The sequence below is a fragment of the Pontibacter sp. GD7 genome, from assembly GCF_058216375.1.
Genome location: NZ_JBYZMP010000011.1, coordinates 153,679 through 177,250, shown reverse-complemented (window position 1 = coordinate 177,250; position 23,572 = coordinate 153,679). Strand labels below are relative to the sequence as shown.

Below are 23,572 nucleotides of genomic sequence, written 5' to 3'. Positions count from 1 at the left end.
TGCAGCTTGCTAATCGGCTTCGCCAACTTGCCAATAAGGGACTTGCACCCTCTGGATAATCTGAGTATATTTCTAGAGAAATATGACTCGCGCCATGCTGGGCGCACACAAGGTTTATACCTTATGCTTCGGCTAAAAGCCTCGCACAGGGTATACACGAGCCGTTGGATAAAATTAAATTAATGAAATACATACCTCCCGTCTATAAGCTTGCCCTACTGCTTTTCCTATTTTCCTGCGGAGAACAGAAAGTAGAGTCAGTTACTGCTATTGTAGAACAACCAATTAAGCCAAAGGTCATCACAACATCAGAAGATGAAGAAACAGTAAGTTCCGCTCAATTTTCACACCTGATGGGAAGTGCTACCAGCACTATGGAGAAGAAGTGATTTCTACAGCAAGCTTTTCTATTTCGAATACGTCTCCACAGTGCAACTTTGAGGTTACCGTTGATGCAAATTCTGCATTTTTACAACTTACTGACATTGGTGATCAGAGTGAAACATGTTATTATATAAATGGTCTTTCTGATAAATATTTGTCACTCTCAGTAGTCGGACAAGGGGGTGTTTTAGTATTTGTTAGAAAGTGAGAAGAAGTGTAACACAGATTACTTTATCTAACTCCACACATAAGTCAAGCTGCGGCTGCGCCTCGTTCACAGCCTGTACAAAACGATAAATGCAACCTTAAGAAAGAAAAATGAACTTTAATAAAATTTTTTCTAATTCATTCGACACATTTAAAGTATTTGACAACATGGATGTGGTCAAAGCCAGTCATCGAGCTGTTAATACTCCAAAAAGCTTTTGGCAAATCATAAATCATTTAATAATCTGGCAAGAATTTCAATTGAATAAATTAAAAGGAATAGATGCTACGGACATTGAAGAATTGGATACTTGGAAAACTAACCCTGTTGTTTGTGACCAAGGACAATTACAGCAAACTATCGATACCTTTAATAATCAAATTGAACAGATTAAAAGTGAAATTCAAGCATATTCTACTGAAAGCAACGACATAGAAAAGAAGTTAAAGATAGTACAAGACATATCAGTCCATTTATCATTTCACTTGGGAGAGATCGTTTTGCAAATGCGGCAAAATGGGCATTATCCGATGCCGAATGAAATGAAGAAATTTTTAGCCAGCTAAAAACGGCCTCAACAAACCACGCATTTACTCCAACCCCACGCTTAAGCCGACGCCTTGATTTAGCCTGCACGAGCACGCCACCAAAATTCAACCCCTCTCCTCCTCTACCAGCACCACCAAAGGCAAAGGCCCATGTTCCAGGTAGCTTTCGTGGAACTGCCTGATATCAAAACTTGTACCTTGCTCCCGCTTTGCCTGCTGTAGTTTCTGAAGTATAAAATCTGCCCCAACTTTATAGGTAAGCACCTGCACCGGCCAGCGCAGCATGCGGTCTATTTCGCGTTGGGCGATGTCGTCCTGGTTCGGGATGTGCTGTTTCCAGAAGGCCATGGCCTGTTCTTTTGTCCAGCCGTCGTGGTTGAGGCCCACATCTAACACCACCCTGGCAGAGCGCACCAGGTCCCACTCCAGTTTGCCCAGGTAGTCGTATGGGGTTTGGTAAAGCCCCAGCTCATGGCCCAGTTCTTCGGTGTAGGCAGCCCAGCCCTCGGCGTAGGCAAAATACCAGAAAAGGTTGGTTAAGGGGTTTATGCCGTGTAGCTGCCGCCTCCGCTCCGATTGGTAATGGTGGCCCGGAACACCCTCGTGCAGCAGCAGAAAATCCATGGAGCGGGTATTGTGGTGCTGCTGGTATAGGTTAAACTGGAAACTGGTATTGTGCGGGGTGTAAATGCCCGGAGGCGTGTCTTTGTGGGCATCCTCTATTTTAGCAAAGTATAACTCCCGGAAGTCTGTTGTATAAAACAAGTCTGGCAGGTGCTGTACTACAACTTTATACTTTTGCTGATACCTTTTGATGATCTCCTTCTCTTTACCAAGTATAAACCTGCTGTCGTTTAGGTGGGCGTAAAATCCTGCGCTGTCGTTGGCAAAGCCCAATTGTGCCTGTACCTTTTTTATCTCCTGTTGCACCTTACGTACTTCCTGCATGCCAAAGGCTTTTAAGTCTTCGGGTGTTACGGGTAAACTCAGGTACTCTTGCAGCCAGTACCTGTAAATCTCCCTGCCAAGCGGCTGCTGAAGTATGCCCTGGTCTGTCGGGGCTGATGTTGCCAGTTTCCGGTACTTTTGCTGTAAGGCTACGCGGCACTGATTCAGGTCCAGTTCGTAGCGCAGCTGCCGGTAGTATAATTTATACTTGCCCGTCAGCTGGTCTGCATTTATACTTTTGATCTCACCCGCTGTTTTACTGAATAACTGCTCCTGCCGTGCAAGGCCCTGCGCATCCTGTATTGTTTGCAGCCGCTCCACATAACTCATACTGAGCCCCGGCATGTGAAGGGCACGGTATTCAGTGGCAAATTGCCGTAGCAGCTCCATCAGCTTTTCGTTTTCGGAGGGTGCAGGTGCGCCAGCCCCAAACAATAAAAGCAGAGCTAGACACAGCAGTAAAGTATAGTTTTTAATTGCGGCCAATGGTTGGTTTGTTTTTAAGCTGCTTCATCCAGTTATCCACCAGCTCCACCAGCTCCTGGTTAAAGTTGTCGCGCATGTAGGCTTCGAACTGCCCATTTTGTTGCAGGCGCAGCAGGTCTTGCTTGGTACCCACCTTTATAAAGCCGTGCTCGGTTCCGGGTAAAAACTTATAGGTAGCTGTGCCAGGGTGCATGGTGTTAATGGCATCCACCAGCAACTGCGAGTTATGCGGACTGATAGAGGCAATGTCTGCTTCGCCATAGATGATAAGGGCATTGGTATTGGCATCGCGCCAGGCTTTATTTGCAGGCGCGTCCTGTATGCTTTGCATAAACGTGTAGTGCCTGCCAAAAATATGGCCTTTGCCATCGTAGTTATAGTTTTGTTCCAGGTATGGTTTATAGGCAGGGTTCTTCAGAAGTTCTTCCGGCGACTTCTTTTCCAGCATAAACTCATAAGTAAGCGGACCAAGCACCTTCATGTCTTCGTCAATCTTTACGGGGTCTGTGCCCACCACGGCGCGCTGCTCCCGAAACACGTCCTGCATGTACTCATACCAGGGCTTGCCAGCCACGCCATATGCCACTATGCCTTTTACCTTTGTGTCGGAGGCAATGATGGGGGCTGTATTGCCACCCAGCGAGTGGCCGAACAGAAACACGTTGTCTGCATCCACAAAACCATAGGTCTTGATCTGTTTTAAGGCGGCAGAGAAAGCAGCCAGTTCCTCGGGGAAGGCAATTTCTGTGCATGGGGCACTGCCCTGGCTGTCGCCGGAGCCGGGTTTGTCCATTTTAAACACTGCATATCCCCTCGCTACCAGGCCATCCATCAGTTTGCGTTGCGGATCGTGGGGCGGCAGGTTATCGATAGAGCTGCAGCCATAACCCTGCAAGAAGAAAACAGTAGGGTATTTGCCAGTGCCTTTCGGTTTCTTTACGATCAGGCGGGTATAGCCATTTGCTGTTTTCACCTCCTCGTACATTACCTCTGCGTTCGGGTCTGTTTCGCGGGGCATTTCCTTCACCTTATCTTTTAGTGTCAGGGTTTTGCCATTTCTTACCACTTGCACCGTAACCGGCTCTCCGGTGGTAAATGCGCGGGCTTTGGCTACCACATCGCCGGCCGATTTTATATCTGTTTGGTTTATCCTGATGATCACGTCGTTGGGCTGCATTTTAAGCGCTGCGGCCGTGCTGTTGGGTATTACCGCTGCTACCCTTCCTCCTTCCGGGCTTTTCATGTTATAGGCTGAGGCCAGGGAATCCGAAACCGCTACAATCTGCACCCCCAGGAAAGGGCGGCGCTTGAGGTGCTGGCCTTGCGCAGACCAACCAAGGCTAAGAGCCAGGGCGGCAAGGGCAAAAAAAGGAGTCTTCTTCATGTCAGCTACTGGAAAATTATACTTAAAGGTACGTAGGGGCAGGCTTTTACAGCAGGTATTAAATTGCTAAGTTCTCGCAATCCTTCAGGTACGCAGACGGTGCTTTGCCCAGCATTTTCCTGAACAGTTTGCTAAACGCCTGCGCCTCCCGGAAACCACATGCCTGGGCTACCTCTCCCACTGTCATGCCTCCGGTTTTCAATAAATGTACAGCCAGCTGCATCCGCAAGTATAACAGGTACTGGTAAGGCGTTGTGCCAAAGGCTGCCTTAAACTGCCTCAGGAAATGAAACTCAGACAAACTGGCCACTTCTGCCAACTGCCTCAGGTTTAGGGGTTCAGTTAGGTTATCGTGCAGGTAATCGCGGGCAAGTAACAGGCGGCGTGTCAGTTCCTCGCGGGTTACTTTTTTGCTGGCGGGTATCTGGTGCACAAGCTGCTGCGTTCTCAGTTGCAGGCGGCATAGGTCTTCTGCCAGGCTCATGAAAAACTCCTCCGGCTGGGCGCAGTCACCAAAAGTACCCTCGTGCAGCAAAAGCCTGAGGTTATCGAGCTTGGGTTTCAGGGTATGTGTGTCGGCTTCAAAAACATGCTCAAATACTTCAGGTGTGCTCTTACACAGTTCCGGCATTTCGAGCAGCTTATTGGTTGGTTGCTGCAAAGTCCTCCACACCTTTGTTACCATGCCGGAGTTCAGGTACAGGCAAAGCCCCTCTACGGTAGTACTTTCGTTTACCTCTACCTTGCACGTACTGCCATGCCCTACTACCAGTAACTTGCCATCGGTTACAGTGTGCCGGCGTCCGTTTACCTCATACCGCTCCCTGCCCGATACCACATACTTCAGGGCATAGCCATGCTGGTTTATTGTCTCGCCAAAGTATGATTTAAAGAATGAGTGGTAAATGTGTGAGGTATCGGCGGGCACGGGGGCAGCCCGTTGTCCTTCCACCAGCTTCGAAAAGCTGGGGATAAATGTAGGTTGGTCTTTTAAATTCATAGTTCAGGTAGTAGATGCGCTGCTTAAGGCATAGGGCCATAGTATAAATATACCTGATAAATATCAGGTTAGAAAAAATCTGAAAAAATTTTAAAAAAAATGTAAATTAATGGAGTCAAAAGGCCTACCTTTTGCGTTACAAAAATACAGAGCGTTTCTGCCGGCACACTCTTTATAGCCGGCATTAGATTACCCGGCGCCAGAACCCTCAAACCCTGAGATCCTATGACGCGATATTTCCGACCAACTGAGTTGCTGAACTTTGCTATCCGGTTCATACAGATCATTATTGTATTTCCGATGGCTGTTTTATTCAGCTTTTACATACCGCCCTACAACTCCATGGACTACGAACTGCACTTTTTACTGTGCCTGATGTTCGCAGCCGCTATTTCTGTTGTCGTTACTAAGATAAGCCGCAAACTGCTGGTGCTTATGTTTATCGGTATGCTGAGCGTGATGGCCTTTAACAAAACCTTTAAAGACCAGACACTCGATGGCATTTATGCCGATTACAACGCCATGCTGGTAAACATGACCAGCAATCCGCATAAGGTTTCATACTTTAAACCAGTTCGCGGCACCTATTTCCAGGACCAGCGCGTGAAGCGGGCCATGCAGCCCACACACCCCAAAGTGCGTGCCTTTGCCGTGGAGAACTCAACCCGCTATTTTCATGATGAGTATTACCGTAAGTTTGGCAAGGCAACCCGCTATTTTTCCCTTTTCAAGCACATCCGGTTAAACTGGAAGTATGTGAACGACCCACTGGGCATGGACTATTACTCACCCCCAACCGAAAGTATGGGCCTGCTGGCCGGCGACTGCGATGACTATGCTATACTTATGGCTTCGTCTATCATGGCTATTGGCGGCGAGGCACGCATTGTCATCTCGCCTAGCCACATGTACACCGAGGTTAAGGTGGGCACCATGGATGATCTTGACCAGGTGAGTTACGCCATCAGGACCCTGTTCCCGGACGAGGTAAACGGGGGAAAGATCCACTTCCACGAGACCGGTGGCGACCTTTGGATAAACTTTGACTATACAGGTAGCTACCCTGGAGGCCCTTTCCTGGAGCCAGAGCTTTACAGCGTGATCACATTTGGCAAATAAGAACGTCTTGCTGCAACCCGTAGAAGACGTTCTTTTTTATACTTGCATTCTTTTAAACATTTCTCCTGCCTTTCTGCTTTAATTTTGTAATCTTGCGCCTGCCTGCGAGCAGGTGTTTTTATTTAACACATGTGCGATACATGATAACAGGCAGGTGTAAACACACCCCTGCGCCCCTCTCAAGAGCAGGGTCGTTTCATTCTAAGAATAATTGTCCCCTTGAAGGGACCGCAGGGGTGTAAAGCCAGTTGGAAGGGCCTTTCGTAAAAAGCTAACACCCCTCTAACTCCCCTCAAGGGGAGAATTGATACCTTGCTCTATTAAAAGCCAAGGGGGAAATATTTAGAATGAAACGGCCCTGCTCTTGAGAGGGGCGCAGAGTGTGTAAATCAAAACTTGAACTATTTAGTGTGAGCCCTGTGCTCAGAGCTTATTATAATGCGCGACTGGATCATCCGTTATACTTTCTTCTTTATGGGCCTGCTGCTGTTTGGCTTAGGCAATGCGCTGGCTGTTAAAGTAAAGTACCTTGGCCTGCACCCCTGGGAGGTACTGAATGTGGCCTTCGAGCAGAAGTTTGGCTATACCATCGGTACCTGGAGCGTGATGACTGGTTTGTTCCTGGTGGGTGTTTCGTGGTTTGTGAACCGGAAGTATATCAACATCGGCACTTTCCTGAACGCCATGCTCATCGGCCCTTTTATGGATTTTTTCCTGTGGCTGGACATTCTGCCCGACCAAACCGGCACCTGGCTGGACTATGCATACCTGCTTGTTGCCATACTTATAGGTGGCACTGCCGGGGGCTTGTACGTGGCGGGTGGCGTCGGGGCAGGTCCGCGGGATGGCTTTATGCTCTCCATTTCCGACAGAACCAAGCTTTCCGTGAGCAAGGCCCGCATTGTGGTGGAGTCGGTGGTGCTGGTGATTGGCTGGCTGATGGGTGGGCCTGTAGGTCTGGTAACCTTCTTTTATACTTTGCTCTTCAGTCCTATCTTCCAGTTTACCCTGAAGTTTTTCGTGAACCTGCGCGCTCAAATCTCATCCAAAGTAAGCAAAGTTGAGGCAAAAGTATAGGTTACCCACAAGGTATTAAGTTAAGCCTGCCCAACATCCTGAGCCTCAAATTCCGCTATTCTTCTTATCTTTATCCGGTTTGATAAATATTTAGCCGCATCTGGTTGTAATGATGCGCTGTAACCCTATAAACTATGAGTACTGAAGTAAGAAACCTTGAGCCGAAAGCGCTCTGGAACAATTTTGCGGACCTGAATGCCGTACCGCGCCCATCTAAAAAAGAGGAACGCGTTATTCAATTTATAAAAGCCTTTGGCGAGGGCCTTGGCCTCGAGACCTATGTGGATGAAGTTGGCAACGTGATCATCAAGAAGCCGGCCAGCAAAGGTATGGAGAACCGCCAGACAGTTGCCATCCAAAGCCACCTGGACATGGTGCACCAGAAAAACGCCGACACCGATTTTGACTTCGATACACAAGGCATCGACATGTACGTGGATGGTGACTGGGTGAGAGCAAAAGGCACAACACTTGGCGCTGACAACGGCATGGGCGTGGCTTCCATCATGACGCTGCTAGCCTCAACAGACATTGCACACCCTCCTATTGAGGCGCTGTTTACCATTGACGAGGAAACCGGCATGACGGGTGCCATGGGCTTGAAAGGCGGTTTGATGGATGCCAGCATTATGCTGAACCTGGACACCGAGGATGACCGTGAACTGACCATTGGCTGTGCCGGGGGCGTGGATATCACCGCTACCGGAAAGTATAGCCAGGAACAGACTTCTGCTGGTGCGAAAGGCTATAAGCTAAGTATAAAAGGCTTGACTGGTGGCCACTCCGGCATGGATATCCATCGTGGCCGCGGCAACGCCAACAAACTGATGAACCGTGTACTGGCGCAGGCAGTAGAGCAGTTTGAAGTACGTGTGGCCACGATAGACGGCGGCGGACTGCGCAATGCCATCCCGCGCGAAAGCTTTGCAGAACTGGCGGTACCTACCGATAAGGAAGCTGATTTTAAGAAGTTTGTGGAAGAGCAGAAAGCCATACTTAAGAGCGAACACAATACAACTGATCCTAACCTGCAGGTTATACTTGAAAGTATAGATACACCCGCTCAGATTGCAACGGTTGAGTTCACAAACAAATTTGTACGTGCGCTTTACGCCTGTCCTAACGGCATTTACCGCATGAGCCCGGACATCGAAAACCTGGTGCAGACATCCAACAACATGGCGCGCGTTCTTGTAAAAGACGGTGAGTTAACCGTGATGTGCCTTACCCGCAGCTCCGTGGATTCTGAGAAAATGGACCTTGCCCGTGCAATTAAATCTGCCCTGGAACTGGCTGGTGCCGATGTAAAGTTCAGTGGCTCTTACCCTGGCTGGATGCCAAAACCAGATGCTACTATCGTAAAGTTAATGAGTGACCTGTACCGCTCCAGGTTTAACGAAGAGCCCCACGTAAATGCCTGCCACGCAGGATTAGAGTGCGGCATTTTGGGTGCCAACTACCCGAACATGGAGATGATCTCTTTCGGCCCTAACATCACCGGCGCCCACTCCCCTGACGAGAAAGTGCAGATAAGTTCTGTGAAGAAGTACTGGGACTTTCTGCTGGAAACGCTGAAGCGTGTGCCGGAGAAGGTGTAAGTTTGAGGTTAACGTAAACCCACCCCTAAGCCCCAAAGCCGTCAACTTAAGAAATTTGTAAAGCTGATCCGGACAAGGATGTCCGAAAGAGCATTTGCCTTAAATTGAGGGCTTTGGCCTTAACCCCCAGAGGTTAAGCTCGGCCTCCCAGCCACCAAGATCCTTCCAGGATGACAAAAAAATAGAATAATCCACCCCTAATTTTACTACCACAAGGATCCATCATAAAAAAACAGGCCGCTCAAATATAACCTGAGCGGCCTGTTTTTTTTACACAATTATGTAACAGATGTATATGGTTTACTCTCAGTAATTATACATCTTCTCGTAATACTCATGCGCCATTCTGTCTGCACTGAAGGCTGGCACCACATCGCGCATACTTTGCTTAACAATTTCCAGCCAGCGGTCCGGGTTGTTATAATAGGTGGGTATTATCTCCTGCTCCAGTATGCGCATCATGTTCTCGTAATCAATGTCGTCCTGCACATGGTCTGGCAAGGTTGTATCTACTATGGGAAGTATAAAGCTGTTTTCGCCGTGGCGTGAGAACTCCGGAATCCAACCATCCTGCACCGAAAAGTTTACAGAGCCGTTCATGGCAGCCGTCATGCCGCTGGTACCGGATGCTTCCCTTGGGCGGCGAGGCGTGTTAAGCCACACATCAGAGCCTTGCTTCAGCAGTCGAGACAATTGGAGTTCGTAACCGGTAAGTACAGCAACATTGTCACGCTTGTAAGACATCTTCACGAGTTTGTTAAATACCTGCACCGCGCCGTGGTCGAATGGGTATGGTTTGCCAGCCCAGATCACCTGCACCGGGTAATCCGGATTTGTGATCAGCCTGAAGAAGCGCTCCGGGTCGCGCAGCAGGAGGTCGGCACGCTTGTAAGCAGCAAAGCGGCGAGCCCACACAATAGTCAGTACATCCTGCCTGAAGAGTTTACCCGACTGGTTGGCTACTACATCAAAAAGCTGCTTTTTCATTTCGGCTTTGCGGCGTTTCAGCTTGGCATCGTCATTTTGTTCCAGGGCCTCCTGCATGGTCTGGTCCATCCAGTAGGGCACGTTCTGGGCATTGGTAATGGCTTTTATCTCGCACACGCCCTCGTTGTCGTACCACATGGTGCGGGCCACTTCGCCATGCAACTGCGACACCCCGTTCGATACTTTTGAAAGCCGCAGTGCAGCCAGCGTGTGGTTGAACATCAGGGCATGCATTCCCGTGATCCGGCGGGCCTCCTCCAAGGGCAAGCCATTGAAAAAGCCCATCTGATCGAGCAAATGTATGTCGTGTTCCTCGTTGCCGGCTTTCTCGGGGGTATGGGTAGTAAACACCATGCGCTTGCGCACCTCGTCCACGGCCTGATACTTATTATATAGATAAAAGGCCATTGGCAGTGCGTGCCCTTCATTCATGTGGTAAATATCGGCTCCGCCCAGCTCTTCCACTACCTTGGCGCCTCCAATACCCAACACAATACTCTGGGCAATTCGGGCCATGGGTTCAGGGTCGTAAAGGCGCTGGGTAATGGTTTGGGCAAGGTAATCATTCTCAGGCACCTCCGTGGTTAGAAAATACATTGGCACAGTACCGAATATCTCTGGCTTTAGTACCATGGCCCTAACCAGCACCGGATGGTCATTCACTTCCACTTCCACGGTTATACCGCTGTACTCCAGAAAATTGTAAAACTTCTTCTGGAAAAGCACCCGCATGGTCTGGTCCTCGCTGCGCTCCTGGTCGTAGTAGCCATACTTCCAGAGCATGCCAATGCCAATCATGTCCTGGCGAAGGTCAAAAGCGCTGCGCATGTGCGAGCCTGCCAGGAAGCCAAGCCCCCCAGAGTATGTTTTAAGGGCCTGATGTATGGCAAACTCCATACTAAAATAGGCCACTTTCTTGGTATATCGCTTGTCAATATCGTGTGGGTGTGACCACCGGTTATACTGCGTCATATTCGTAATTTTATAAAATCAACTTTTTAGGTATAGTGGCCTTGATAAGTATACATGTAAGCTTCAGACCGAATGCAGCGTTATGAAATACTGCATCTTAAAAGGCTACGCCGTTTATGCTAAAACTGATACAAACGAGCGGCATTTTAAACTAAAATGGAATTTTAACAGAAAGGCAATACGCAGGATGTTGCATAAAGGGACTTGACAATAATCATAAAAAATCCGCTCCACCTTTGCGGGATAATGGAGCGGTACACATGTTTAATTGAATAGCTACTATTTAAGCTCTTTATACAGCTTTTTCGTTTTTACACTTAGAGAAAACCAGTCATAATTATTTCGAAGCATCTGAAAATTACTTCCCTCAACGATGCCATTTGTACCTTTCTCAGCAAGGGCATTTGCCAAAACATCATCTTCTATTACAAAAGAGTCAACAACCAGGCCTTCTTTTACAAAAGAGCATTTTAATCCTTGGTCATCATTTTTGTAAAGCAATACATTGCTTCCGCCTAATCCTTTTTTTAATCTATCTAAATCTTTCATATGTTATAAAAACTACCTTTTACACGTATTGATAGCTTGTATAGTTCAATTTTATATTGAAAAAAAACTCTATACAAATCCATTTTTGAGTTAACGGCTGTTTTTTCCGGGTGAAAGTAATTTTGAGACTAAAAACCATACAGAAGTGTGTTTAAACCCTGATTCCTCAGGGTCATAATTAATATTAATGTTCCGGGTATCAGTCTGTTGTAACCAATAAACCAGTTTCAAATCTACTTTTTGCAGAAACTAAATAGAGTCTATTAGAAATAAAATTCAATAAAACAGTACAATTGTTAAACAACTTTATACTTAAGGAACCGTAAAAGTTTACGAGTAATATTAGCATAGCTGAATTATTCAACTTTTGGCCATAACATACCGCAATACCTTGCAACCTGTCAGAACAAGCTGCCTTGCCGGCATTAACTATCGGCTTGTTACTGTTGCATAGCTCGCCATAGTTATTGCCACATTATATTTTTAAAAAAACCCGGACCGAATGAGTGGAACTGTTACAAAACCAGATAACTTCCAAACAGATGTTATTGAAGCATGTGCTTTTCTCCTAGACCTGATCAGTAAGACAGCCACACCCCAGGCACTGGACTGGATCGATCAAAAACTCACACTCCTTCGCACGGATACTGTTCAGGCTAAAGAGTTATACCTTGCTTTTAGCGCCGCACCCCGTTTTGCAGGCAAAGAAAAGTTACACCTCACAGCTCAGGACCTACAACAAGCCAATAGCATCCGGGAAGGCTTTAACCCCAGCGCCTGGACTACGGCCCAGACAGTCCGCACATTACTTATACTTTCCATCTCTTACCAGGACCCGGAAACATACTTTGCAACTATAGAAAAGCTTTTTAATACAGCCGACATGGGAGAACTGGTGGCCCTGTATGCCGCCCTGCCACTGTTACCATATCCTGAAAAGTTCCGGAAAAGGGCAGCGGAGGGCGTACGCACAAATATGGGAGATGTGTTTGAGGCTGTGGCTCTGAACAACCCCTACCCTGCCGATTACCTGGAAGAAGATGCCTGGAACCAGCTTGTGCTCAAAACCCTGTTCGTAGACAAACCCATTTACCGCATCTATGGCATCGAGAAACGCGTGAACCCCAAACTGGCACGGATGCTATCGGATTATGCACATGAACGCTGGGCTGCAGGACGCCCTGTGTCACCGGAGCTATGGCGCTCTGTTGGGCCCTGCCTCGATGAGAACCTGATCCGGGACATACAAAAGCTTTTCTCGCAACCCAATGAGCTTGAACAGACTGCGGCGGCGCTGGCCTGCCACCAAAGCGACTACGCCCCCGCCAAAGAGCTTCTTAACAAGCACGCGGCTTTGAAAGAGCGCGTCAGCAGCGGCGAGGTAACCTGGGACCTGATCGGAAGCAAGCTTTTATCCATGAACTAAACTAACCAACAATACCCGATTTCTAACCTTTACACACAACCCTTATGAATACCCAAAACCTCATGCTGATCGATCCGCACATCCACATGACCTCCCGTACCACCGACGACTACCAACGCATGCGGCAGGCAGGCATTGTGGCCATTATAGAACCTGCTTTCTGGCTGGGGCAACCACGCACAGAAGTGGGATCGTTTAAAGACTATTTCAGCAGCCTTGTTGGCTGGGAACGTTTCAGGGCCAGCCAGTTCGGCATCAAGCACTACTGCACCATCGGACTTAACTCCAAAGAGGCGAACAATGAGGCACTAGCCGAGCAGGTAATGGAACTGCTGCCGCTGTTTGTTTGCAAAGAGGGTGTAGTGGGCGTAGGCGAAATTGGCTACGACGATCAGACGGCGGCTGAGGACAAATTCTTCAGGGCACAGCTAGACCTGGCAAAAGAAGTAGGCCTACCTGTACAAGTACACACACCGCACCGTGATAAAAAAGCCGGCACCATTAAAAGTATGGAAGTATGCCTGGAGCACGGCATTGCCCCGGACATGGTGATCATAGACCACAACAACGAGGAAACTGTGCGTGATGTCCTGGACCGCGGGTTCTGGGCCGCCTTTACCATCTATCCTAATTCAAAAATGGGTAATGAGCGTATGGTGGAGGTTGTGAAAAAATATGGCTCTGAGCGCATTATCGTAAACAGCTCTGCCGACTGGGGAGTTTCTGATCCGTTGTCTGTACCTAAAACCGCCTCCCTGATGCTGGAGAAAGGAATAAGCCTGGAGGACGTGCGCAAAGTATGCTACCAGAATGCCCTGGACTCTTTTGGCAAGAGCGGCCAGATGCACGAATCGGACTGGCTGACCCCAAATACAGTAGACCAGCGTGAAAAATTCTCTGACAATTCTATACTTCGCGGCGGCCAGACACCGGTTGTAGGCGAGATAAAGTCAGGGGATGTGCTTGAGTCCAACATTGTACGTTAAACTATGAGCGTAGCAGGAGCATACCTGAGGCTGATGCGTCCGGCAAACATCGTAACGGCCATTGCCGATATTATGATGGGGTTTGCCGCATCCGGCGCTTTGTACTCCATAACCTTACTGGACAACGGGTTTATACCTGACCACCTGCAGCCGCTTGGCTGGCTGGTGCTGGCAACCATTGGCCTGTACGGCGGTGGCGTGGTGTTTAACGATGTTTTCGATGCCGACCTGGACCGGGTAGAGCGCCCTAAGCGCCCAATCCCCAGCGGCCAGGCAAGTATAGGCGGCGCCAGCACGCTGGGGGCCATACTTCTGGCTGGTGGTATTCTCGCTGCCTGGCAGGTATCCTTAATTAGTGCAGCCATTGCTCTCACAGTTGCCCTGCTGGCCTTGCTTTACGACTGGAAAGGGAAACACCACAATGTGTTTGGTCCCCTGAACATGGGGGCCTGCCGTGGGGGTAACCTCTTACTGGGCGTAAGCGCTATACCTGCTATGGTTGAAAGCCTTTGGTTTATTGCCCTCATCCCGATCATTTACATTGCCGCCATTACCATGATCAGCCGTGGCGAAGTTCATGGTGGAAACACCTCCGCTTTACAAGGCGCTTTGCTGATGTACCTCCTGGTTTTCCTGGGCATACTTTGCCTGAGCTTTCTTCCACAATTTAACCTGATCTATAGTATTCCGTTCCTGTTACTCTTTGCATACTTAATATTTCCTCCACTGGTGCGGGCCATGCCTGCCAAAGAGCCCCTCCTGATCATGAAAGCCGTTAAGGCCGGCATACTTGCCCTGATCGTGATGAATGCCAGTATAGCTGCCGGTTTTGCCGGGTGGCAATACGGCCTGCTGGTGCTCTTGCTTTTACCTGTTTCCGTTTACATTGCCCGAAATTTTAGCGTAACATAAATGAAGTACCTTTTTAAAGCATCTTGCTTTATTTTCCGCAAGATCACCGCTTACATTCAATTATAATTTACTCTTGCTTACCCTGATCAAAAACAAACCCCGGATGCACAACACAATAGAACAAGAATTTAAAGTCAGTTTCAGGTATGGGGTATACTTTACACAAAGCCTGTTTGCGGCAGACAACACCCTGCTGGCAGACATAATAACAGAAAACCACACTTCCAGTGCCCAGCCTAAGCTATTGTTTGTGATAGACAGTGGCGTGGCCGGTGCGCACCCGGAATTGCTGCAGCACATAAAGGATTACGCCTCAAAGTATAAGCAACATGTTAAGCTGGTTGCAGAACCCTTGCTGATTGCAGGCGGCGAAGAATCCAAGAACAGCCCGGCTTACCTGCAGCAGATTTTACAGGCAGTGAACGAGCACGGCATCTGCCGCCATTCCTATTTAATCGCCGTCGGTGGTGGCGCCGTGCTGGACCTGGCCGGTTTTGCTGCCACCATAGCGCACAGGGGCATCCGGCATATCCGTGTTCCTACTACCGTGCTGTCGCAAAACGACTCCGGTGTGGGCGTGAAGAACAGCATAAATGCCTTTGGCAAGAAAAACTTCATCGGCACTTTTGCCCCGCCTCTGGCCGTTATCAACGACAGCGAGTTTCTGCACACCCTCGACGACCGTGACTGGCGCGGAGGCATTTCGGAAGCTATAAAAGTTGCCCTGATTAAGGATGCCGCTTTTTACCGAAGTATAAAACACGATGCCGACAGGCTAGCAGGCCGCGACATGCAAGCCATGCAGCACCTCATTCACCGCTGCGCCGAGCTGCACGTACAGCACATTGGCGGCGCAGACCCTTTCGAAACCGGTTCCTCGCGTCCGCTGGATTTTGGCCACTGGGCGGCACATAAACTCGAGCAAATCAGTAACTATACCCTGCGCCACGGCGAGGCTGTTACCATTGGCATTGCCCTGGATGTAATTTATTCTCACTTGATCGGGATGCTAAACCTGGAGGACTGCAACGACGTGTTACACTTGCTTCAGCGGCTGGGATTCGATTTGTATGCGCCAGAGTTGCTGCACCAACAGGATGGCCAGGACAAACCCGCTGTAATTGCGGGATTGCAGGAATTCCGGGAGCACCTGGGTGGACAACTTACCATCATGCTGCTGGAAGGCATCGGAAAAGGCGTAGAGGTGCACCACATGGACGAGGCCCTGATCCTGAAAGCGATACATCAGTTACGGGTGAGGCACCAGCCCCGGCAGCTGGCACAACAGGCCTGATATACCACCACTAAAACAAACTTACTATGCAGTTAGACCATGGCTCCCACCTTACTTATTGCACCAACATCCACCCCGGCGAAACCTGGGAGGAAGTATTCGACTCGTTGAAGCAATACCTGCCCCCACTCAGGCAAAAACTAAGTCCGGGCAGGCCCTTCGGTATAGGGTTGCGATTGTCTGACCAGGCCAGCCGCGACTTACTGGAAGGAAATGTGTTGGAGGAATTTAAAAGCTGGCTTGCACAGGAAAATTTGTATGTGTTTACCATGAACGGCTTCCCTTACGGTGGATTCCACCACCAGGAGGTGAAAGACAAGGTACACCACCCCGACTGGACCACAGAGGAAAGGGTAAAGTACACTGTTCGGCTGGCAACCATACTTGCCGAATTATTGCCCGATGGTATAGAAGGAGGCATCTCTACCTCCCCTTTATCTTACAAACCCTGGTTTATGCAGGAAGACGATAGCAAGATAGAATGGATTTATACTTCGAGCACGAAACACCTTTTGCAGGTAGCAGAGGCATTGCTGGATATCAGGGAGAAAACCGGTAAACTCATTCATTTAGATCTGGAACCGGAGCCGGATGGTTTTCTGGAGAATACAGAGGAAGTGATCGGGTATTACCAGGAGTGGTTAATCCCTGCCGCCATCCGGGTACTGCATAAAAAAAGAGGGCTTACCGAGGAACAAGCCAAAGAAGCTGTTTACACGCACCTGCAGCTTTGTTATGATGTTTGCCATTTTGCACTGGCCTACGAAAAACCTGCAGAGGCATTTGCCAGGCTAAAGGCAGCCAGCATTAAAATCGGGAAAATACAGCTAAGCGCAGCCCTTAAAACGAGCCTTCCGGAAGATGTGGAGACTCGTGGCGAGATATGCGAGACGCTGGCATCACTGGCAGAATCGACGTACCTGCACCAGGTGGTAGAGCGCAGCAACGACGGGGAAATTACGCATTACCCGGATCTTACTTTTGCCTTGCAGCATATCCGTAAACCCAATGCCGTGGAGTGGCGCACGCACTTTCATGTGCCGCTGTTCACGAAGTCCTATAGTAGCTTACAATCCACGCAGGAAGATGTGGTTGAAGTGATCCGGCTACAAAAGCAGGAACCCGTAACCCGCCACCTGGAAGTGGAAACCTATACCTGGGAGGTACTTCCCGCAGAAATTAAAAAAGACCTGCCAGAGTCCATTGAGCGTGAAATGCGTTGGGTTCTGGAGCACATAAAAGACACCACACATGCAGAAGACAGTAGTTCTGAACATAGTTGGCCTCACGAAATCACTCATCGGTGAGCACACACCTTTTCTGGCCAAATGGTCGGAGCAGGCACGCTTGGCAAGTATAAAACCCGCTGTACCTGCTGTTACCTGTACAGCGCAGTCTACTTACCTTACCGGCAAATGGCCCGAAGCGCACGGCATTGTCGCCAACGGCTGGTACTTCCGTGACGAGGATGAGGTAAAGCTGTGGCGACAATCGAACAAGCTAGTGCAGGCCCCTAAAGTATGGGAGGTTGCCAAAGCGGCTGATACAAATTTTACGGTTGCCAACATGGGCTGGTGGTACAACATGAACACCTCTGCCGACTATACTTTAACCCCGCGTCCGCAGTACCTGGCTGATGGCCGTAAGTTACCCGACTGCTACACCCAACCTGCCAGCCTGCGGGATAAGCTACAGGCAGAACTGGGCACTTTCCCGCTCTTCAACTACTGGGGGCCGAAAACAAGTATAAAATCGAGCAAATGGATTGCCGATGCCTCTAAAATAACCGATAACCTGTACAACCCCACACTTACGCTTATTTACCTGCCCCACCTCGATTACAACCTGCAACGCCTGGGCCCCTCCAACCCGCGCATTGCCAAAGACCTGCAGGAAATAGACGCTGTGGTCGGTGATTTGATCGAATTTTATGAGGCGAAAGGCGCACATGTCATGGTGCTGTCGGAGTATGGAATTTCGGATGTGAACCAACCTGTACACCTGAACCGCGTGCTGAGGCAAAACGGGTATATACAAGTACGTACAGAACGAGGCACCGAACTTCTGGACACCGCCATGAGCAAGGCCTTTGCCGTGGCAGATCATCAGGTGGCCCATGTGTACATGAAAGACCAATCTAAAATAGCGGAGTTAAAGGCGCTGTTACAGCAGCAGGACGGTGTGGCCGAAGTACTGGCTGGCGACGAACGAAACAAGTATAACCTGGCCCATGAACGTTGCGGAGAGTTAGTGGTGGTAGCAAAGCCAAACGCCTGGTTCACTTACTACTTCTGGCTCGACGACAGCAAAGCCCCTGACTATGCCCGCATGGTGGACATCCACAAAAAACCTGGTTACGACCCGGTAGAGATGTTCATTGATCCGAAAATTAAATTCCCGTTGCCGCTGGTAGCAGGCAAACTGCTGAAAAAGAAACTTGGCTTCAGAACTGTCATGGACATTATACCCCTGGATGCTACGCTGATTAAAGGGTCTCACGGGCATTTGCCTGCTGATAAAAACGAATGGCCCGTGCTCCTGACAAAGTATAAGCAGGAATTGCCTGCCGAGCTGCAGGCCACCGACATCTTTAACCTTATACTCGATCATCTGCAGACAAAAACACCGGTAACAAAAGCCCTGGAAGAAGTATAAACAACCGCACAACTTTATACTTTAATATGTTCAGGGGCTGTCTTGTTATAAACAATAAATGCTGCCGGCCGTTTTGTAAAGTACAGCAAACAGGCACCTGTACATGAAACGAGAATATCAGCCAATTGAGGACTATGGGTTAATAGGGAACCTGCATACCGTTGGGCTGGTATCCAAAACAGGCTCACTGGACTACCTGCCTTTTACCCGCTTCGACTCTCCTACCATATTTGCGGCCTTACTCGACAAGGAAAAGGGCGGTTACTGGAGCATAGCCCCAACACACAAAGGCACACATTACAAACAGCTGTACCTACCCGATACCGGTGTGCTGCTTACCAGATTTTTTACAGACAGCGGTATGGCCGAGCTGATCGACTTCATGCCTGTAAAGAAGAAAGAGCAGAACTGTGCGTTGGTGCGCATCCTGAAGGTTATAAAAGGCCAGATGGAGTTTAGCATGGACTGCAAACCCCGCTTCGACTATGCCCGTGCCGAACACGAGGCAATACGGGGCAAGGATGATATTTTCTTCCGCAGCAAAGGCTCCGACGGTTATCAGTTCCGGTTGATGAGTAACCAGAAAGTATCGCTCCATAAGGGCGACGTGCACGGCAGATGGTCTTTGATGCAAGGCGAATCGGCTGTGTTTGCCATAGAGGCGGTGCCGCAGGATGAAAGTATGTTTGAGCGCAAAAACCTGGAACATTACTCCGAAACTACTTTTACGGCCACAGTGGAGTTCTGGCGCGAATGGATTGAGCATAGCACCTATAAGGGCCGCTGGCGTGAGATCGTGCACCGTTCAGCCATCACCCTTAAAATGATGACCTCGCTGCAGCATGGCTCTACCATTGCCGCCGCCACTTTCAGCCTGCCCGAAACCCTGGGCGGCGACCGCAACTGGGATTATCGCTATACCTGGATCAGGGATGCCGCCTTTACCATGTATGCCTTTCTGAGGCTTGGCTTTACGGAAGAGTCCAAAGCATTTCTGGCCTGGCTGATGGAGCGCTGCAAAGATATGAAAACCGCCTCAGACCTGCAGCTGATGTATGCCGTGGATGGTGAAACGAAGCTGGAGGAAAAAGAGCTGAAACATCTGGAAGGTTACTTTGGCTCAAGCCCGGTACGGATTGGCAATGCCGCATACAAGCAGTTTCAACTGGACATTTACGGTGAGCTGATCGATACCATTTACCTCTACAACAAGCACGGCGGGCCTATAACTTACGAGTTCTGGAAAAACATCTGCCTGTTCGTGGATTATGTAATTGAGAACTGGCAACGAAAAGACCACGGTATTTGGGAGGTACGCCATGAGCAAAAGGATTTCCTGTACTCTAAGATGATGTGCTGGGTTGCCCTGGACAGAGCCATACTTATTGCACGGGACCGTTCTTTTCCGGCCCCGCTGGGCGAGTGGCAGAAAGTGCGTGATACGATCTATAAAGAGATTTTTGAGAACTACTGGGACGAGGACCGGCAGGCTTTTGTGCAGTACAAGGGATCTAAGGTGCTGGATGCCTCGGTATTATTGATGACACTGGCGCGCATATTAAGTCCCCATGAACCCCGGTGGAAATCTACCTTAAAAGCGATCGAGGAGCACCTGGTTTCCGACTCGCTGGTTTACCGTTATCTCCAGAAAGACGGTGCAGCTGATGGCTTTGACAGTGAGGAAGGCACCTTTAGCCTCTGCTCATTCTGGTACATCGAAAGCCTGGCAAAAAGCGGCGAGGTAGAGAAAGCGAGGCTTCACTTCGAGAAAATGCTGGGCTACGCCAACCACCTGGGGCTTTTCTCAGAGCAGATCGGACTGAAAGGCGAGCAATTAGGCAATTTCCCGCAGGCCTTTACGCATCTTGCCCTTATAAGCGCAGCCTATCAACTTAACCGCGACCTTTCCGGCGAAAGCAAACACCATTATTGATAAGGAATCTGTTCAGAGTTTAATAAAATCTAAGCTGGCTGCCCTTGCTGTGTGTTTTCACCAGCAAGTATAATAGCGGCTGCCTTTTGATTGTTGGTGAAAAACATCAATAATGGCGGGTTTATACTTTTTAATCAAACTATTAACATTAACCAAAACGCTAAACAGTTTCTAGTATATACAGTTGAGCATCATAAATCATATTTTACTCTTGAATTTGCTAATTTAGAGCCATCTTTCTATTACAAGATTCATAATAAACATAGTGGGCTTAAATTTACTTTCCATTAGTGACTTGCTGATTTTTACGCAGGGGCTATTGCTCGGGCTTCTGTTTCTGAGCAACAATAGAGGCAATCGTAATGCAAATGTGTTACTTGGGCTATTTATTCTCGCATTTAATTTTGGCTCGCTTCACAGCTTTTTTTTGAACTCAGGGCTAGCCTTTAAGTACTACTGGCTCTTAGGTTTCCCGTCACTGTTTCTTTTTTGGTTTGGACCTCTTCTTTATTTCTACACCGCCTCAATCACTCAGAACGAATTTTCATGGAAGCCTGCCTATGGGCTCTGGTTTATACCTGCTGTTGTGGAACTGGTAGGTAACTTTGTGCTCCTGAGCCTTGGAGGTGAGCGATTGATTCGACTTGCCAGTAATAAGACTTTTATTTGGGGAGCTGCTGTGCTTAGCTTTATAGCTAGCCTATACTCTATTTATTTTGTTATTCGAGCTCTCAAACTTGCCCGTAAGGCAGTAGGCAGAGAAAATTTCGCACCTATAAAGAACAAATGGCTGAAGTATATTTTGGGATATTTTGCAATCCGTTTCAGCTTTTGGTCTTTGTACTTTGCAATGGCATTTACTTTTGCCTGGGGCCAAGATGTAACACAGTATACTTACAAGGTTATTGGTTTATTCACCGCGATGGATTTCATCGCGATCTTTAGTATCAGCTTCTTCTCTTTTCGACATACAAATGAGATACACGCGGTAAGAAAGGCTTCCTATATCCTGACTGAAGATCAAAAAGAGTTATACTTTGGTCAAGTGCTCCACCTGATGCAAAGTGAGAAGTTGTACAGGAGAGCTGATATAAAGTTGAGCGATGTGGCAGAACGGCTGAATACAAATGTTAAGTATGTTTCTCAACTCATTAAGAACCGAACTGGAGACAGTTTTACTAGGTTTGTAAACAGTTACCGTATTGAAGAATTCAAGGCCCGTATCATGGATGAGAAATATCGGCACCTGACCATGTTTGCCGTAGCGGAGGAATGTGGCTTCTCTTCTAAGGCAACCTTCAACCGTGTGTTCAAGGAAATTACGGGAGTCTCACCGAAGGAGTTCAGGGTAGACACTGTTGATAGCCCTCAAAAGAAGGTCTCAATTTCCGAAAACAAGGCTTCCTGAGCAAATAAGGCACATCTAAATAATCCCACGCCTGTTAGTTTTGTCGAATGTTAAAAGCATTTCGGGTTTGTTACAGGAATCAAGGCGGCAGCAGAAAGATTAGTGGGTACTACCTATTATGGGCAATGCGTTTAGTCCTGCTCGTAACGGTAGGGCAGGCTGTAGCGCAGGAGCAGCATCGGTTGGTGCAAGTTTCTGGTGTTGTAGCTACAGGAGATAGCTTAGTGGGAATAGAGGGTGCAGCTGTTTATACTTCCAGTCTAAGTAGGAAAACAACTACCTCTAATAGCGGCTTTTTCTCCATGCCTGTGCTCATCGGTGACACTGTTCATTTCAAATCGCTTGGATTTCAAGAGTATTATCTTGTAATCCCTAGCAACCTCGACAGCAATAGTCACTCTGTTGTTATCTATCTGCAAAGTATATCCAAACTTTTACCAACTGTTGAAGTGATACCTTGGGCTACAATTTATGAATTCAGGCAAGCCCTGTTGCGGGTAAAAGTACCTCCCTCTGCTATTGAAGTTAATTTTGGACCTACAGTCTACAAATCCGTGCTTGCAGGCCCTACAATGGATGCTGTTAGCAACTTCAGGCATTCCTAGCAACAACACATAGAGCAATTTCAGAGAACCTACCTATTTCCAAGTATAGTTCGCTTCCTCTCCTTTAAAATTAGATAATAAAGAGCAATATTTTATTAAACATCAAATTCCCAAATTATGAAAGACGTTTTATTGCTGTTTTTGAGTGTACTTTTTCTTCCAATCCTATCTGTTGGACAATCAAATCAAATAATGATTACAGGCAGGACTGTTGATTCATTAACTCGTACCCCCATACCCTTTATAAGTATCGGTATTAAGGGGCAGGATGTGGGTACAGTGGGCGATAAAAACGGATTTTTCGAGCTATTGGTAAATAAGGAGAAGATTAATGATTCACTTGTAGTCTCCAGCATTGGCTATAAGAAACAGCTTCTTTTAATAAGTGATCTTTTACCAGAAACGCAGCCTAACCGAGAGCTGTTGCTCAAAGCCGAGACAGTTAACCTGCAGGAAGTAAGGGTCTCAGGTAAAAGACTCAAAAGAGATGTTTTAGGAAATGAAGCGACTCCCGCTGGCGTCGGAATGACAGCCTTTAAGTTTAGCAGCCTTGGCAATGAAATAGGACTTTTGTGCAAAGTGAATGGTAAAATGACTTACTTGGAGGAGTTCGGAGTAGATATCTTTCTAAACGATTACGACACTCTTTTTTTCAGACTTAATGTTTATGCCTTGGAAGGTGGACTCCCAAAGGAAAACATTCTCAGAGAGCCGATTTATCTTAAGTTTAGCGGTGTAAAGGGGAAGGCAAGTGTAAACCTGATCCCTTACAATATAGCAGTAGATGAGGATTTTGTAGTTTCATTGGAATACATAAAGAAACTACAGAAGGTGAACTTTGCCAGAAAGGAGCAGTCAGGGTTATACTTTGGAGCAAAGAAAATATTCGGGGGAACAGTTTTTACTCGGAACACAAGCCAGAGTAAGTGGATCGTCAACAAGAGTGGCTTGTTTGCACCTAGAATGGAAGTAGTGGTTAAAAACTAGTCTCTTTGATTTTCCTAAGTTACATAAATATTGTAGTTAGAGAATAGGATTGGCTGTTTTAGAATGTGTTGTATTTATCTAACGGGGAGCACCGAGCATAAAATAA

Annotated in this window: 20 protein-coding genes; 15 read left to right on the top strand and 5 right to left on the bottom strand. The window is 48.0% G+C overall.

Annotation, left to right across the window (positions count from 1 at the left end):
• The first annotated feature begins 182 nt into the window (after positions 1 to 182).
• The gene (locus AC4BAP_RS16260) at positions 183 to 389 is read left to right on the top strand and encodes a hypothetical protein (protein ID WP_490583730.1); all 207 of its coding nucleotides are present in this window, start codon (positions 183 to 185) and stop codon (positions 387 to 389) included.
• A gap of 313 nt (positions 390 to 702) precedes the next feature.
• Positions 703 to 1,158: a DinB family protein gene (locus AC4BAP_RS16255; protein ID WP_490583729.1), complete on the top strand. Its 456-nt coding sequence runs from the start codon at positions 703 to 705 to the stop codon at positions 1,156 to 1,158.
• Between the two features lie 87 nt (positions 1,159 to 1,245).
• Here the strand turns inward: AC4BAP_RS16255 and AC4BAP_RS16250 are convergent, their stop codons facing one another.
• From AC4BAP_RS16250 to AC4BAP_RS16240, 3 genes are read right to left on the bottom strand one after another with little or no spacing between them, the layout of a single operon-like run.
• Positions 1,246 to 2,574: a DUF885 domain-containing protein gene (locus tag AC4BAP_RS16250; protein ID WP_490583728.1), complete on the bottom strand. Its 1,329-nt coding sequence runs from the start codon at positions 2,572 to 2,574 to the stop codon at positions 1,246 to 1,248.
• Positions 2,561 to 3,958 (bottom strand): alpha/beta hydrolase family protein, encoded by a 1,398-nt coding sequence (locus tag AC4BAP_RS16245; RefSeq protein WP_490583727.1) that lies wholly within the window; start codon positions 3,956 to 3,958, stop codon positions 2,561 to 2,563. The genes AC4BAP_RS16250 and AC4BAP_RS16245 overlap by 14 nt, the downstream gene beginning before the upstream one ends.
• 58 nt (positions 3,959 to 4,016) lie before the next feature.
• Positions 4,017 to 4,958, bottom strand: coding sequence for a helix-turn-helix domain-containing protein (locus tag AC4BAP_RS16240; protein ID WP_490583726.1), 942 nt, complete (start codon positions 4,956 to 4,958; stop codon positions 4,017 to 4,019).
• 225 nt (positions 4,959 to 5,183) lie between these two features.
• Here AC4BAP_RS16240 and AC4BAP_RS16235 point away from each other — a divergent pair, with 225 nt between their 5' ends.
• The 3 genes from AC4BAP_RS16235 (at position 5,184) to AC4BAP_RS16225 (ending at position 8,752) form a co-directional block, all read left to right on the top strand.
• Positions 5,184 to 6,077: a transglutaminase-like domain-containing protein gene (locus AC4BAP_RS16235; protein WP_490583725.1), complete on the top strand. Its 894-nt coding sequence runs from the start codon at positions 5,184 to 5,186 to the stop codon at positions 6,075 to 6,077.
• Between the two features lie 438 nt (positions 6,078 to 6,515).
• Positions 6,516 to 7,154 (top strand): YczE/YyaS/YitT family protein, encoded by a 639-nt coding sequence (locus tag AC4BAP_RS16230; protein WP_490583724.1) that lies wholly within the window; start codon positions 6,516 to 6,518, stop codon positions 7,152 to 7,154.
• A gap of 134 nt (positions 7,155 to 7,288) precedes the next feature.
• Positions 7,289 to 8,752 carry an aminoacyl-histidine dipeptidase gene (locus tag AC4BAP_RS16225; RefSeq protein WP_490583723.1) on the top strand — a complete coding sequence of 488 codons (1,464 nt, stop codon included), beginning with the start codon at positions 7,289 to 7,291 and terminating at the stop codon, positions 8,750 to 8,752.
• Between the two features lie 306 nt (positions 8,753 to 9,058).
• On the opposite strand, the gene glgP is transcribed toward AC4BAP_RS16225, so the two are convergent.
• Both glgP and AC4BAP_RS16215 read right to left on the bottom strand, forming a co-directional pair.
• Entirely contained in the window at positions 9,059 to 10,711 is a 1,653-nt protein-coding gene (glgP, locus tag AC4BAP_RS16220) for an alpha-glucan family phosphorylase (RefSeq protein ID WP_490583722.1), read from the bottom strand.
• Positions 10,712 to 10,990: 279 nt separating this feature from the next.
• A complete protein-coding gene (locus tag AC4BAP_RS16215) occupies positions 10,991 to 11,260 on the bottom strand; it encodes a hypothetical protein (protein WP_490583721.1) in 270 nt (89 codons plus the stop codon).
• Positions 11,261 to 11,762: 502 nt separating this feature from the next.
• On the opposite strand from AC4BAP_RS16215, the gene AC4BAP_RS16210 reads away from it, so the two are divergent.
• The 10 genes from AC4BAP_RS16210 to AC4BAP_RS16165 all read left to right on the top strand — a co-directional run bounded on the left by AC4BAP_RS16210 (position 11,763) and on the right by AC4BAP_RS16165 (position 23,466).
• Positions 11,763 to 12,686, top strand: coding sequence for an EboA domain-containing protein (locus AC4BAP_RS16210; RefSeq protein ID WP_490583720.1), 924 nt, complete (start codon positions 11,763 to 11,765; stop codon positions 12,684 to 12,686).
• Positions 12,687 to 12,730: 44 nt separating this feature from the next.
• Complete coding sequence (locus AC4BAP_RS16205; RefSeq protein WP_490583719.1) at positions 12,731 to 13,672, top strand: TatD family hydrolase; 942 nt, start codon at positions 12,731 to 12,733, stop codon at positions 13,670 to 13,672.
• 3 nt (positions 13,673 to 13,675) lie between these two features.
• On the top strand, positions 13,676 to 14,584 hold the full coding sequence (gene eboC, locus AC4BAP_RS16200) for a UbiA-like protein EboC (RefSeq protein ID WP_490583718.1): 909 nt from the start codon (positions 13,676 to 13,678) through the stop codon (positions 14,582 to 14,584).
• A gap of 103 nt (positions 14,585 to 14,687) precedes the next feature.
• Positions 14,688 to 15,878 (top strand): 3-dehydroquinate synthase, encoded by a 1,191-nt coding sequence (locus tag AC4BAP_RS16195; RefSeq protein WP_490583717.1) that lies wholly within the window; start codon positions 14,688 to 14,690, stop codon positions 15,876 to 15,878.
• 26 nt (positions 15,879 to 15,904) lie between these two features.
• On the top strand, positions 15,905 to 17,185 hold the full coding sequence (gene eboE / locus AC4BAP_RS16190; RefSeq protein WP_490583716.1) for a metabolite traffic protein EboE: 1,281 nt from the start codon (positions 15,905 to 15,907) through the stop codon (positions 17,183 to 17,185).
• Positions 17,130 to 18,533 (top strand): alkaline phosphatase family protein, encoded by a 1,404-nt coding sequence (locus AC4BAP_RS16185; RefSeq protein ID WP_490583715.1) that lies wholly within the window; start codon positions 17,130 to 17,132, stop codon positions 18,531 to 18,533. Before eboE ends, AC4BAP_RS16185 begins: the two co-directional genes overlap by 56 nt.
• A 103-nt stretch (positions 18,534 to 18,636) precedes the next feature.
• Positions 18,637 to 20,466, top strand: a complete 1,830-nt coding sequence (locus tag AC4BAP_RS16180; protein ID WP_490583714.1) for a glycoside hydrolase family 15 protein — start codon at positions 18,637 to 18,639, stop codon at positions 20,464 to 20,466.
• Between the two features lie 265 nt (positions 20,467 to 20,731).
• Positions 20,732 to 21,874 (top strand): helix-turn-helix domain-containing protein, encoded by a 1,143-nt coding sequence (locus tag AC4BAP_RS16175; RefSeq protein WP_490583713.1) that lies wholly within the window; start codon positions 20,732 to 20,734, stop codon positions 21,872 to 21,874.
• A 125-nt stretch (positions 21,875 to 21,999) separates the two neighbouring features.
• Positions 22,000 to 22,479: a peptidase associated/transthyretin-like domain-containing protein gene (locus AC4BAP_RS16170; RefSeq protein WP_490583712.1), complete on the top strand. Its 480-nt coding sequence runs from the start codon at positions 22,000 to 22,002 to the stop codon at positions 22,477 to 22,479.
• 117 nt (positions 22,480 to 22,596) lie between these two features.
• Positions 22,597 to 23,466 carry a carboxypeptidase-like regulatory domain-containing protein gene (locus AC4BAP_RS16165; protein WP_490583711.1) on the top strand — a complete coding sequence of 290 codons (870 nt, stop codon included), beginning with the start codon at positions 22,597 to 22,599 and terminating at the stop codon, positions 23,464 to 23,466.
• Positions 23,467 to 23,572: the final 106 nt, after the last annotated feature.